Below are 13,493 nucleotides of genomic sequence, written 5' to 3' on the forward strand. Positions count from 1 at the left end.
CTGGCGGCAAGCCGACAGCGTGCGCGGCGCGCAGATCGGACCGACGTGCCTGATGGCTCTCCGTGCGGAGGTTCGGCTGCGCGCCACCAATCAATCCGAAGTGATCTTCAGATCCGCAATCCGAACCTGATGCCGTCATAGACTGCTGCGTGGATGTTGCGAGAGGCTACCGCATCGCCGATGCGGAAAAGCACGAAACCGCCTTGCGGATTGCGCGCCGGAAAAATGTCGCCGCCATTGACCAGCCGCTCGTAATCGACCGCGCCGCCGTTCTTCGACAGCGGTTTCAGTGCGAGATAGAGATCATCGAGCGGCAGCGTGCCGTGCTCGACCACCACCTGATCGACCCGCCGCTCGCCGCGCCAGCCGTCAGCGAAGTCGGAGCTGAGCTCCGCAACCAGTTGATTGCCCTCGCGCCGCACCGAACGCAGCCGCGTGTTGATGGTGATGGTGACGCCCTTTTCCTGGAAGGCGCGCATATAGGGCACGTGGTTCATGCCGCCCATTTCCGGGGCGAAGAAGCGTTCGGGCGAAACCAGCTCAAGCTTTGCACCGCTATTGGCGATCAATTCGGCCGCACCCATGCCCTGATGGCCGCCATTGTCGTCATAGAGCAGCACGTGTTCGGCCGGCTTGATGCTGCCGGCCATGATCTCCCAGCTCGAAGTGACGAGATTGTCGCCCGCCACCAGCGGCGGGTTCTGCGGCAGGCCGCCGGTGGCGACAACCACCACGTCGGGCGACAGCGCCAGAACATCGTCCTTCTCCGCCCAGATGTCATAGCGGATATCGACGCCGAGCCGGCCGAGTTCGGCCAGCCGCCAGTCGATAATGCCGATCAACTCCTTGCGGCGCGGGTTTTGCGTCGCCAGCCGCACCTGCCCGCCGGCCTGGCTCGACGCTTCCAGCACCGTCACCTTGTGACCGCGCTCGGCCGCGACACGCGCCGCCTCCAGACCGCCGGCCCCAGCGCCGACAACGACCACGTTTCGCTTCGGTCCCTCGGTTCTCGAGATGATGTGCGGAATATCAGCCTCGCGGCCGGTTGCCGCATTGTGGATGCACAGCGCCTCGCCGCCCTCATAGATGCGGTCGAGGCAGTAAGTGGCGCCGACGCAAGGGCGGATTTCGTGCTCGCGGCCCTCCATCACCTTCCGGATGATATGCGGATCGGCCATGTGGGCGCGGGTCATGCCGACCATGTCGAGCTTGCCGGTGGCGATGGCGTGACGCGCGGTGGCGACATCGGCAATCCGCGCCGCATGGAAGGTCGGGAATTTCGTCGCCGCCCTCACCTCGCCGGCGAAGTCGAGATGCGGCGACGAGCGCATGCCGGTCACCGGGATGACCTTGGTCAGCGCGGCATCGGTTTCGATCGAGCCGCGGATGATGTTGAGGAAGTCGACCTTGCCGGAGCCGGCCAGCCTCCTGGCGATCTCCACGCCTTCCTGTTTCGAAAGGCCTTTTTCGAAATCCTCGTCGGCGACCATGCGAATACCGACGACGAACTTTTGGCCGACCGCCGCCCGCACCGCATCGAGCACCATGCCGGTGAAGCGCAAGCGGTTGTCGAGCGTGCCGCCGAAATCGTCGTCGCGCTGGTTGGTGGCCGGCGACCAGAAACCGTCCATCAGGTGGCCATAGGCCTCGAACTCGATGCCGTCGAGGCCGGCGGCCTGGCAGCGCTGGGCGGCGGCGGCATAGTCGGCGACGATGCGCTCGATGTCCCAGTCCTCGATCGTCTTCGGGAAGGCGCGATGCGCCGGTTCGCGCACCGGCGACGCGGACAGCACCGGCAGCCAGTCGGCCTTGTTCCAGCCAGTGCGGCGGCCGAGATGGGTGATCTGGATCATCACCTTGCAGTCATGCTCGTGGCAGGCATCGGCGAGTTCGGTGAGCCAGGGCACGATGCGGTCGTCATAGACATGCAGATTGCCGAATGCGGCCGGGCTGTCGCGCGAGACGATCGCCGAGCCGGCTGTCATGGTCAGCGCCATGCCGCCTTTGGCCTTTTCGGCGTGGTAGAGCCGGTAGCGTTCCTTCGGCATGCCGTCCTCGGAATAGGCCGGCTCGTGACTGGTCGACATGACCCGGTTCTTCAGCGTCAAATGTTTGAGCTGATAGGGCTGGAGAAGCGGATCGTTAGTGGTCATCGTCTTCCTGTTTCAAATTGTGCTAATGAGCGGCAAATTTTTGTTTTGCGCATGTCGTATCCCAAAACCGCGCGGGTCAGGCCCGTGGGCAGGCTTTTGGGCGACATGCAGTAAGGAACCCGCCCATGACCGATACGAAAAACCTTACCCAGCTCGGCACCAACGTCGAGGCGCCACAGAGCCCTGAAGCGGCAGTCCTGGAAACCGTGCCGTTTTCGCGCGGCGACGGGCCGCCGGCCATCGTTCGCTTCACCTGCCCGGAATTCACCTCGCTCTGTCCGGTCACCGGCCAGCCGGACTTCGCCCATATCGTAATCGACTATGCACCCGACACGCTGCTGGTGGAATCGAAGTCGCTGAAGCTGTTCATGACCTCGTTTCGCAACCATGGCGCCTTCCATGAAGAGTGCACCGTCATGATCGGCCGCCGCATCATCGCCGCGACCAAACCACTGTGGTTGCGCATAGGCGGCTATTGGTATCCGCGCGGCGGCATTCCGATCGACGTGTTCTGGCAGACCGGCGCGCCGCCGGAAGGCGCATGGCTGCCCGACACCGGTGTTGCGCCCTATCGCGGGCGCGGGTGAGCCTGAGTTTCTAAGGAACGCACGTTGCATCAGTTGAGCGGCAGCCGCCGGTAGCGTCCGGGATTGTTCGGGTCGCTGAAATGGCCCATCGGCCCGTGTTCGGCGAAGTGCCCCGCCCAGCGCTTCATTGCAGCGGGGTCAAGTTCGACGCCAAGTCCGTTGCCCTCCGGCACACGCGCCGTGTTGCCGGTCTGCCGGAAAGGACCGTCCTTGATGACGTCACCGATCTGCCAGCGAAACAGCGATTGCGATGCTTCGGTAATCCACGGCGTCGCCGCCACGACATGCAGATAGGCCGATGTCATGATGCCGAGATCGTTCGAGTAGCACCAAAACCCCTTGCCCATCGCTTCGCAGGCGGCGATGAATTTCAGGGTTTTCGACAAGCCGCCGAGGGCTGCAAAATTGCAGACGAAGTAATCCGGCGCGCCGAGCGCGACCGCCCGTCTGAGATCCGGGATATGCGTGGAGAACGGAATGCGCGAATGCTGGCGCAGCGCCGCCATTTCCTCGAAGGTCGCGACCGGATCCTCGTAATTGCGGATGTTGAACGGCTCGATTTCGCGCAGCACCCAGCGCGCGGTGGTCAGCGACCACTGCATGTTGGAATCGAGTCTGATCTGCGCCTTGTCGCCAAGCGCCTCGCGCAGCATGCGCACGGTCCTGATCTCGAGTTCGGGATCGCCCATGATCAGCTTGCCCTCGAAGATGGTCGAGCCATGCTCCTCGCGCATCTTCAGGCAGTACTCGACGATCGCTTCGGACGTCATCTCGCCACCCGTTCCGCCCTGCGCGGCGCGAAACGAGAAATATTCCGAAAACGGAATGTCCTTGCGCACGGCGCCGCCGAGGACTTTGTAGAGCGGCATGCCGAAGACCTTGCCTCTGATGTCCCACAGCGCCAGTTCGACGGCGCCGAACGCCACCGAGGCGGCATTCTCGCCGGTGTTGGCGGTGATCTGCCAGGGCGGCACGCAGCGCGCCTCGCAGTCGGCGATGTCGAGCGGATCGGCGCCGATCAGCGCCGGCGCGATCTCGGCCTTGATCACCTCGCCGAAATGCCACCAAGGCGCCTCGCCCAGTCCGACCACGCCTTCGTCCGTCTCGACCTCTATGATCGACTTCGAGGCGCCGAGATAAAGCCCGGCCGTCCACCAGAATGGGGCGTCTAACGGAACATTGACATGGGTGACGCGGATGTTGGTGATCTTCATCGGTTCTCACTCGCACTGATACTGACTGAGCGCCCATTCGCCGGTCACCGACAGAAGGTCCGTGATCTTCCAATCGCCGTCGACCTTCCTGAATTTCCACTCCAGCCGGTGCGGATTGCCAGCGACGACGAAGGCGACGACGACCTTGGCTTCGTCGCCCTTGACCGCTTCAATGGTCTTCAGGCTCTTGTCGATCTCGGCCCTGTCATACGCCGCATTGTCGAGCGCCATGTTGGGATCGAGACACTCGCCCTGCCCTGATTTCCGCAGCGCATCGCTCTTGTCGAGCACCGACTTCGCGGGATCGGCGAAGTGACTACGCTCTGCCGGATCGAGCTCAAGCCCGACATGCTCGTAGAACGGTTTCACCACCGCCGTTGGCGAGCCCGGCTGCACCGGGGCGGCCGGGGCCTCATCAGTCGGCAGGGACGCGGCCGGCGCATTTGCGGGCGGCGCGCCGATCAGGCCTTGAGCGGCGGTGCTGCTCAACCCCGCCGCCAGCAGGCACACAGTCGCCAGGGCCAGGGCGCGGGCCATGGCATCACTCCGGAGTCTGGCCAGCCAGGCATTCGAGCGCACTCAGCGTCCAGCCGCTGCTCTTCGAGGTAATGTCGGCGATCTTCCATTTGCCGTCGATCTTCTTCAGCGACCAGACCATTTCGCGTTTGGAATCCTCGCCTTCCGGGAAAAGGTTGAAGGTCACCGTCACGCTGGCGCTGTCGCCATCCACCGCTTCAGACAGCCGCAGCGTCTTGGCGACTGTCTTCTCGTCATAGTCCTGCGCGTCGAGACCGGGGGCGAAATCGATGCAAGGCACCTCATCCGGCTTGTTCTTCTGCGCCTGGTCGTTGAGGTCGAACAGCTTGGTCACCGGCTCGGTGAAACGGTCGCGGTATTTCGCGTCGGCCTCGAACTTGACCTCGGGCATGTAGAAGAACTTCACCGCGTTGGATGCCGGCCCGGCCAGGGCGGCCGCAGGCGCTGCGATCGAGAGGGCGACGGCAAGCACAGTCAGTCTCATCCGATAATCTCCAGGCTTTCGTGGTGGGAACCGATCAATACCACGAATCCTGCATCCCGGCTTTTGCAGCCCATGAAATCCCTTTGGGCGTTAACTCAGGCGCCCTTGGGCGTTCACTCAGGCGTCCAGCCAGACGTTCTGGAGATCCATCTCGAAAGTCTGGTGGACAGCGTAATTCTTCACCTTCTTGTTCATGTGGCTGTACAGCTTCTGCCAGAACGGCTGAATGATGACGCCCGAATCCTGCAGGATCTGCTCGACGTCCTTCATGACCTCGCGGCGCTTCTCCACGTCGATCAGCGAGAGAGCCTGCTTGAGCTTGGCGTCGAAATCGGGATTCGAATACGCCGTCTCATTCCAGGCCTCGCCGGTGCGATAGCCGAGCGCCAACACCTGAACGCCGAGCGGGCGCATGTACCAGATGGTCATGGAATAGGGATATTTCGTCCAGTCGTTCCAGAAGGTCGACCCCGGCAGCACCGTGCGCTTCACCTTGATCCCGGCATCGCGCAGCTGCCCGGCAATCGCGTCGCCGGTGTTCCTTTGCCAATCGTCCTCGACGGTGATCAGTTCATGCTCGAAGTCGGCCTGTCCGGCCTCGGCCATCAGCGCCTTGGCGCCCGCCGCGTCGCGTGTCTTCTTAGGCAGCGGAAAATATTCCGGATGGATCGGGCTGACATGGTGGTTTTCACCTGGGGTGCCCCGCCCGGCGTAGCCAAGTTCGAGCACCGCATTGTTGTCGACGGCCATCTGCAGCGCGTTGCGGACCTTTTGGTCGTCATAAGGTTTGTGCGTGATGTTGGTCCGGGCAACGAGCGTCGTCGCTGTCGCGACCTCCGATTTCACCAGATCCATCTGGTCGAGGATGTCGATGAAGTCGGCGGGTGTCTCGAAATTGACGTCGATTTCGCCCGATTCGAAGGCATTCACCGAAGCATTGAAGTCGGTGCCGTAGTCGATGAATTCGACACTGTCGAGCGGCGCTTCACCGCCCCACCACTTGCCATTCTCACGACGCTTGACGACCGCTTTCTCGCCGACCGAATAAGACACAAGTTCGAAAGGCCCGGTGCCAATCGGCTTGGCGATCGGATCGGCGCCGTCGGCGTCGAATTTGCGATGGACGACGAGCGCCGGATAGTCGGTGAAGTTCGGGATCAGCGAGATATCAGGTTCGTTCAGCTTCAGCTTGACCGTATTGTCGTCGACCTTGGTGATCGATCCCTCCCTGGCCTTGCCGGTCTTTGTGTCGATCAGCGCACCGACGCGCGCGGCCATTGAATTGCCGGCGGCATCCTTCTCGCACCAGCGTGTCAGATTGTAGACGACATCATCGGCGTTGAAAGCGTCGCCGTTGTTCCAGGTGATGCCCTTGCGCACATGCAGCACATATTCGGTGGCGTCGTCGTTGACGTCCCAGCTCTCGAGCAGGACCGGCTCGAATGTGAATTCGCGCGTATAGCGGACAAGCGGTTCGAGCCAGGTGCGGGTGATGTTTGCCATCTCCACCCAGTCGTAGGTGCGCGGATCCTTCTGCGCCTTCACCGACATCGACACGTGCAGCGTTCCGCCTTTCTTCGGCTCTTCGGCCAACGCCCGTTCCGGCACGGCGAGGCCGATCATACCGTAGGCAAGCGCAGTCGATGCCCCGAAGGCGCTCGCCAGCGCCAGAAACTCGCGCCGGTCCATCCGACCTGCACGCGTCGCTGCCGCCATCGCCTCGATCGCATTCGGCACGCGATCACCGTTGCTTCTGAAGAGTGCCATTTTTTCCTCCCGTCTGGTTCCCGTCAGGTCTTCGCCTGTCCTATTAACTAACGCTGTCGGGCAGCTTCTCCTCGCGCAGCGCGATCAAATCTTCGAGACCATCGGCGATGCCCTCATCGAGCTTCGGCTCCTCATAGTCCGCCAGCATGTTGCGCGCTTTCTCGCGGCCGCGCGTGTCGTGGTCCTTTGCCCCTTCGGCCTTCCACTGTTCGTACGAATTGAAGTCCATGATGCTCGGCATGAAGAAGGCGGACTCGAAATGTTCAAGCGTGTGCTGGGTGCCGAGGAAGTGGCCCTGCGGCCCCACCTCGCGGATCGCCGCCATCGCTTCCTTGAAATCGTCGAACGGCAGGCCGCCTGCATATTTGTACCAGCCGACAAGCTGTTCGCAGTCCGTCGCAAATTTTGAATAGCCGCAGGTCAGGCCGGCCTCGAGCCATCCGGCGGAGTGCCAGATGTAGTTGGCGCCGGCGAGGATGGCGGCATGCATCAGCATGTTCGCCTCGTAGCCCGCCTGGGCGTCATTCAGCTTCGATCCGACATGGAAGCCCGACGTGCGCCACGGCAGCCGGTATTTCCGCGCCAGCGCCCCCATCAGATACATCATCTGGGCCGCCTCAGGCGTGCCGCCCATCGGTGCACCGGTCTTCATGTCCACCGTGACCATGAACTGTCCGTAGATCTGCGGCGAACCCGGACGCAGCAGCTGTGTGAACGCGACGCCCGCCAGCGCTTCCGCATTGACCTGAGCGACCGCTCCCACGGCAGAGGCGGAAGTCGAGGCGCCGCAGAGAGCGAAGGGCGCAAGGATCAGTGGCTGGTTGTGGCGCGCATAGATCTTCATCGCGTCCAACATGGTGGCATCCCACACGAGCGGCGAATTGCAGTTGGTGATCGCCACCAGGACAGGGTTGTCACGGACATAGTCCTCGCCGAAAACGATGCCTGCCATCGCCATCGTGTCTTCGGCTCGATCCTTGGACGTCACGATGCCCATGAACGGCTTGTCGGAATGCTTCAGCGCTGAATGGATGATGTGGAGGTGACGCTTCGGGACCGGGATTTCCATCGGCTCGCAGATGATCGAGCTCGACGAATGCAGCGCCGGGGCCATGTAGGCGAGCTTGTGGAAATTCTGCAGGTCGGCCAGCGTGCCATAGCGCCTGACGTTGTCGAGGTCGCGCACGTAAGGCGCCCCGTACATCGGCACGAAGATGGAGTTGTTTCCGCCCACGCGCACCGAACGCTGTGGATTCCTCGCATTGAGCGTAAACTCCGACGGGACCTTCGATACGAGCTCCATCAGGAGGGCACGGTCGATCCGGACTCTTGTGTCCGAGACTTCGGCTCCCGCCGCCTTCCACATTGCAATGGCCTCGTCGTCGCGGAACTCGCATCCCACCTCTTCGAGGATGGAGAGCGACTCCTGGTGGATCAGTTCCACCGCCTCGTCCGGCACCATCTGATATACCGGGATCTTACGGACCAGGGTCGGAAACGACGCCATGGGAGTTCCCCGCAGCGCCTTGCGCCCCAGGCGGCCGCCACTTCGGCGGTTGGCGTGTTCGGTCACTTCAGCGGCCGGTACGTTCATGGCAACTCCATCCCCCCAGAGCCAGTCAACTTAGCGAGACAAAATACAGCTGTGACGCTGGAAAATCCTGATCTCTTGTATAAGTTCAGCTTATGCGAAGCCTGCGCCGCCTGCTGCCGTCCGCCGGCAGCCTGATCGTTTTCGAAGCCGCCGGGCGGCTGTCGAGTTTTACCGCCGCCGGGCGAGAGCTTGGCATGACGCAGGCTGCCGTGTCTTATGCGATCCGCGGGCTTGAAGAGCAGCTCGGCGCGAAACTCTTCCAGCGCCGGCATCGTCAGGTCAGCCTGACCGAAGCCGGTGACCGCTTTCACGCCGACGTCTCGCTTGGCCTGTCGCACATCCGCAAATCGGCGGAGGATTTGCGCCTACAGGCGACCGGCGGCCATGTGACGCTTGCCGCGTCGACCGCTTTCGGCTCCTTCTGGATGATGCCGCGTCTGCAGCAGTTCCGCGACGAACTGCCGGGCATTGACCTGCGCATCCAGACCGCCGACCGCGATCTCGACATCATCGCCGAGGGCATCCCGCTCGCTGTGCGCGGTGGCGAGCCCCGGGAATGGCCGGACTATCATTCACTGCCACTGGCCGACGAGGAGATATTCCCCGTCGCCGGCGTGAGCTATGTGGCACGGTTCGGGCTGCCGGAAACCGTCGCGGAATTGGCGTCACATCGCCTCATCCATCTTGAGGAGCCGTTTCGCGAGGCTGCCAGCTGGGAGGAGTGGTTCGCGTCAGCCGGGGCCAGTCTGAAGGAGGCTGACGCCGGGCGGGGCTTGCGCATCAACGACTACGCATTGGTGATCCAGGCGGTCATGGAGGGGCAAGGCATCGCGCTTGGCTGGCGGCACCTGGCCGAGCGGCTGCTGGCGTCGGGCCTGCTGGTGCGTGCGACCGGCCACACGATGAAGACCGGCAAGGGCTTTCATGTCATCTGGTCGAGAAACCGCGAGCTCAGCGACAATGCCCGTAAGGTGCGGGACTGGCTAGCCGCGCAGGCGTGAGGCCATCCCAATAATACCCGGTCAAACCGTCACGACGATCTTGCCGAATTGCTCGTTCGACTCGAGAAAGCGATGCGCTTCGACGATCTGCTCGAATGGAAAGGTTTTGGCGATTGCCGGCTTTAGCGAACCTGACATCAATCCGTCGAGGATGAACGCCTTGGCAGCTTCCAACTTCACCGGATCGTCAGTGATCTCGTGGACGAGATAGCCGCGCAGCGTCAGCGTCTTGGCCAGCACAGCGAACAGCGGGAACGGCGTCGGCTCGGGGCTCAAGCCGCCATATTCGATGAGAATGCCACCCCGTGCCATCGCCGCCGTCAGAGGCTCGAAAATCGGGCCGCCGACCGCGTCGAACACCACTCGGATGTTGTCCGGACTGGCGATTTCCTTCAGCCGGGCTTCCAGATCTTCGTCCGCTGAAGCGACGACATGGGCCGCGCCGAACTTGAGCAGGGCCTCTCTCTTGGCAGATGTCCGCGTGACCGCGATCACGGTCGCACCAACGATATTGGCAATCTGGATCGCGGCAAGTCCGACACTGCTCGATGCCGCGGTGATGACGACAAAGTCGTCTCTGCTGAGCTTGGCAATGTCGATCAGTGCGCCATAGGCGGTGAGATATTGCATCCAGACGGCTGCCGCCTCTTCCCAGCTAAGCGATGGCGGGTGCTTGACCACGAGCTCGGCGGGATATGTGGCAATCTCACCATAGGCGGGCCAGCGGGCCATCGATAATGGCGGCACGACGCTGACGGCGTCACCTGGCGCAAAACCGCGCATGGCTACGCCGACCGCTTCGACGACACCCGCTGCCTCAAGGCCAAGACCGGAAGGCAACGGCGGCGTCTGGATATAAGTGCCCGAACGCAGCAGCGCCTCGGCCCGGTTGAGACCCAGTGCCTTGACCCGGATCTGAATCTCGCCCCGACCGAGCGCGGGAATATCGAGATTCTCGATGCGCAGAACCTCGGGACCACCATGCTCATGAAAGCGAACAACACGTGCCATGCGGTCATAACTCCAAAATATTTGAACCGAATACGCTATGCCAGCGGCCATCCGGCAGATAAATGGTTGATTGGGCAAGACAGTAGAAACTGGGAGTTTTGAATATGGATCGCCTTACGAGCATGGGCGTGTTCGTCAAAACCGTCGATCTCGGCTCGTTCGCGGCGACTGCTGCCGCTCTCGACCTGTCCGGACCGATGGTCGGCAAGCATGTCCGGTTTCTCGAGGAGCGTCTGGGCGTGCGCCTCATCAACCGGACCACACGCCGCCAGAGCCTGACCGACTTCGGGCGCGCCTACTATGAGCGCTGCCGGATGGTACTCGCTGAAGCCGAAGCTGCGGATGCACTCGCGGCCGATCAACTTTCCGAACCACGCGGAAAGCTGCGCGTCATCATGCCCGTGCACTTCGGCCGGCGCTGCGTTGCCCCGATCCTGCTGGAGCTTGCGCAGCGATATCCCGCTCTGGAACTCGACCTGTCGTTCAGCGATCCCATCGCCGATCTTGCAGAGGATGGCTGCGATCTTGCCATCCGGACCGGCAATCTGGAGGATCAGGCCGGCGTGATGGCGCGTCGCGTCGCGCGCCAGCGCATGGTCGTCTGCGCGTCGCCATCCTATCTCGACAGGCACGGCCAGCCGCAGGAGATAGATGACCTCGGCAGCCATCACGCGATCATCTACCGCCGTTCCGGGCGTGCCGTTCAGCCATGGCTGTTTCCGCGCAGCGGCCAGCCTGCGCTGGAAGTCATGCCGGTCAGCCGGTTGCGGTTCGACGACCTCGCTGCGATTGCCGATGCTGCGGCAGCCGGCATGGGGCTTGCCTGGCTGCCATACTGGCTGGTCCGTGAGCGCATTCAGGCCGGCGCACTTGTCCCGCTGTTATCTGACCAGCCGGGATTTCTTTACGACGCCTATGCGCTCTGGCTGCAGACGCCTCACTTACCGCTGAAGGTTCGCCTTGCCGTCGACGCGCTGGCAGCGGCACTGCCCAGGCTGATGACGTGAAATGCAGGAGCACGGTGAGCGGCGCGGATTCCTGAATTCGCCCCTCCCGCATGGGCGACGAATCCGCGTATAGTACCCCCATGCCTATCCGCCAGCTTTCCGAAACGATGATCAACCAGATCGCCGCCGGCGAAGTCATCGAGCGTCCGGCAAGCGTGGTCAAGGAACTGGTCGAGAACGCGCTCGACGCCGGTGCTGCCAGAATAGAGATCGTCACCGCCGGCGGCGGGCTCAACCTGATCCGCGTCACCGATGACGGCTCGGGCATCCCGGAGAAGGAACTGGCGCTGGCGATCGCGCGGCACTGCACCTCGAAGCTCGCGGACAACATCCACGACATCCGCTCGCTCGGCTTTCGCGGCGAGGCGCTGCCGTCGATCGGCTCAGTGGCGCGGCTGTCGATCCGCTCGCGCACGGCGTCGGGCGACAGCGCCGCCGAGATCGGCATCGAAGGCGGCCGCGTATCTGCCGTCAAGCCGGCGGCCGCCAATCGCGGCACAACGGTCGAGGTGCGCGACCTGTTCTTCGCCACGCCGGCGCGGCTCAAATTCATGAAGGGCGAGCGCGCCGAAAGCTCGGCGACCAGCGACGTGATCAAGCGCATCGCCATCGCCTTCCCCGCCGTGCGCTTCACGCTGGCCGGTTCCGACCGCTCGACGCTTGAACTGCCGGCGACCGACGACAGTGCGGAAGGCCGGCTGCGCCGCGTTGCGCAAGTGATGGGCGCCGACTTTCCGGCCAATGCCATCGCTATCGACGCCGTGCGTGACGGTGTGCATCTCGCCGGCCACGTCTCGATCCCGTCCTTCAGCCGCGCCAATGCGCTGCAGCAATACGCCTATGTCAACGGCCGGCCGGTGCGCGACAAATTGATTGCCGGCGCCATCCGCGGCGCCTTCGCCGACGTGCTGCCGCGCGACAGGCATGCGGTGACGGTGCTGTTCCTGACGCTCGATCCGGCCATCGTTGACGTCAATGTCCATCCGGCTAAGGCCGACGTCCGCTTCCGCGATCCGGGGCTGGTGCGCGGGCTGATCGTCGGCGCCATCCGCGAGGCGCTCGCCAATGCCGGCATCCGTGCCGCCACATCAGGGGCGGCCGGCATGATGGCGGCGTTCCGGCCGGGCGCAGCGTCCTATGCCCATGCCGGTCCAGCCAACGGCCATCGCAGCTATGAGGCGGCCTACCGTGCCTCCGGCTTCGCCGGTTTCGATCCGGCCCGCTCGCCGCAGCGGCCGCTGGACATGGGCTTGGAAGGCGGGGGACTTCAGGACACGGAACCAGGAAACGGCGGCTTCGGCGAAAACGATCAGGTGGCGTTCGACGCCGGACCGCTTCACAGCGCCGACGCGCGTGCCGGACAGACTGAGGCGGCGGAAACGCTGCTCGGCATGGCGCTGGGTGCCGCACGCGCGCAGGTGCATGAGAACTACATTGTCGCGCAGACCAGGGATTCGCTGGTCATCGTAGACCAGCATGCGGCGCATGAGCGGCTGGTCTACGAGGCGCTGAAGAACGCGCTGCATGCGCGCGCCGTGCCGTCGCAGATGCTGCTTTTGCCCGAGATCGTCGATCTGCCGGAAGAGGACGCCGAGCGGCTTGCCTTGCATTCCGAAACGCTGGCTCGCTTCGGCCTCGGCATAGAGCGTTTCGGCCCGGGTGCTATCGCCGTGCGCGAGACGCCGTCGATGCTCGGCGAAACCAATGTCCAGCAGTTGGTGCGCGACCTTGCCGACGAGATCGCCGACAACGACACGGTCGACACGCTGAAAGAGCGGCTGGACAGGATAGCCGCGACCATGGCCTGCCACGGCTCGGTGCGTTCCGGCCGCCTGCTGAAGGCAGAGGAGATGAACGCACTGCTGCGCCAGATGGAAGCGACGCCGGGGTCCGGCACCTGCAACCACGGCCGCCCGACCTATATCGAGCTCAAGCTTGCTGATATCGAGCGGCTGTTTGGCAGGCGGTAAGGAGGCGCAGGGCGCAGACCCCCACCCGGACCTTCGGTCCGACCTCCCCACAAGGGGGAGGTAGGGAGCTTGGCCGCGGACGTCTCGCGAGGAGGGGAGGGTCGCTGCGGAGCAGCGGGGTGGGGGTCCGAAAAGAGCCGCTGTATAGCGGCTCTTTTCGAGTCAAGA

Annotated in this window: 11 protein-coding genes; 4 read left to right on the top strand and 7 right to left on the bottom strand. The window is 63.4% G+C overall.

The window, feature by feature from the left end:
* Window positions 1–107: 107 nt before the first annotated feature.
* Window positions 108–2,153 (bottom strand): oxidoreductase, encoded by a 2,046-nt coding sequence (locus AC0L3L_RS23595; RefSeq protein ID WP_473528812.1) that lies wholly within the window; start codon window positions 2,151–2,153, stop codon window positions 108–110.
* Between the two features lie 125 nt (window positions 2,154–2,278).
* Between AC0L3L_RS23595 and queF the strand changes: the two genes are divergently transcribed.
* Window positions 2,279–2,740, top strand: coding sequence for a preQ(1) synthase (gene queF, locus AC0L3L_RS23600; RefSeq protein ID WP_123151602.1), 462 nt, complete (start codon window positions 2,279–2,281; stop codon window positions 2,738–2,740).
* A gap of 29 nt (window positions 2,741–2,769) precedes the next feature.
* Here the strand turns inward: queF and AC0L3L_RS23605 are convergent, their stop codons facing one another.
* The 5 genes from AC0L3L_RS23605 to AC0L3L_RS23625 form a co-directional block, all read right to left on the bottom strand.
* The gene (locus tag AC0L3L_RS23605; RefSeq protein WP_473639250.1) at window positions 2,770–3,954 is read right to left on the bottom strand and encodes a mandelate racemase/muconate lactonizing enzyme family protein; all 1,185 of its coding nucleotides are present in this window, start codon (window positions 3,952–3,954) and stop codon (window positions 2,770–2,772) included.
* Window positions 3,955–3,960: 6 nt separating this feature from the next.
* Window positions 3,961–4,491 carry a hypothetical protein gene (locus tag AC0L3L_RS23610; RefSeq protein ID WP_473639251.1) on the bottom strand — a complete coding sequence of 177 codons (531 nt, stop codon included), beginning with the start codon at window positions 4,489–4,491 and terminating at the stop codon, window positions 3,961–3,963.
* A gap of 4 nt (window positions 4,492–4,495) precedes the next feature.
* Window positions 4,496–4,975, bottom strand: coding sequence for a DUF3828 domain-containing protein (locus AC0L3L_RS23615; RefSeq protein WP_473639252.1), 480 nt, complete (start codon window positions 4,973–4,975; stop codon window positions 4,496–4,498).
* Between the two features lie 117 nt (window positions 4,976–5,092).
* On the bottom strand, window positions 5,093–6,742 hold the full coding sequence (locus tag AC0L3L_RS23620; RefSeq protein WP_473639253.1) for an ABC transporter substrate-binding protein: 1,650 nt from the start codon (window positions 6,740–6,742) through the stop codon (window positions 5,093–5,095).
* A 43-nt stretch (window positions 6,743–6,785) separates the two neighbouring features.
* Window positions 6,786–8,336, bottom strand: a complete 1,551-nt coding sequence (locus AC0L3L_RS23625; RefSeq protein WP_473639254.1) for a trimethylamine methyltransferase family protein — start codon at window positions 8,334–8,336, stop codon at window positions 6,786–6,788.
* 92 nt (window positions 8,337–8,428) lie between these two features.
* Here AC0L3L_RS23625 and AC0L3L_RS23630 point away from each other — a divergent pair, with 92 nt between their 5' ends.
* On the top strand, window positions 8,429–9,337 hold the full coding sequence (locus AC0L3L_RS23630; protein WP_473639255.1) for a LysR substrate-binding domain-containing protein: 909 nt from the start codon (window positions 8,429–8,431) through the stop codon (window positions 9,335–9,337).
* 21 nt (window positions 9,338–9,358) lie between these two features.
* Here the strand turns inward: AC0L3L_RS23630 and AC0L3L_RS23635 are convergent, their stop codons facing one another.
* Entirely contained in the window at window positions 9,359–10,348 is a 990-nt protein-coding gene (locus AC0L3L_RS23635; RefSeq protein ID WP_473639256.1) for a zinc-dependent alcohol dehydrogenase family protein, read from the bottom strand.
* A gap of 104 nt (window positions 10,349–10,452) precedes the next feature.
* Here AC0L3L_RS23635 and AC0L3L_RS23640 point away from each other — a divergent pair, with 104 nt between their 5' ends.
* Both AC0L3L_RS23640 and mutL read left to right on the top strand, forming a co-directional pair.
* Window positions 10,453–11,355 (top strand): LysR family transcriptional regulator, encoded by a 903-nt coding sequence (locus AC0L3L_RS23640; protein WP_473639257.1) that lies wholly within the window; start codon window positions 10,453–10,455, stop codon window positions 11,353–11,355.
* Window positions 11,356–11,435: 80 nt separating this feature from the next.
* A complete protein-coding gene (mutL, locus tag AC0L3L_RS23645; protein ID WP_473639258.1) occupies window positions 11,436–13,325 on the top strand; it encodes a DNA mismatch repair endonuclease MutL in 1,890 nt (629 codons plus the stop codon).
* The last annotated feature ends 168 nt before the right edge of the window (window positions 13,326–13,493 follow it).

This window comes from Mesorhizobium sp. WSM4849 (assembly GCF_055811385.1).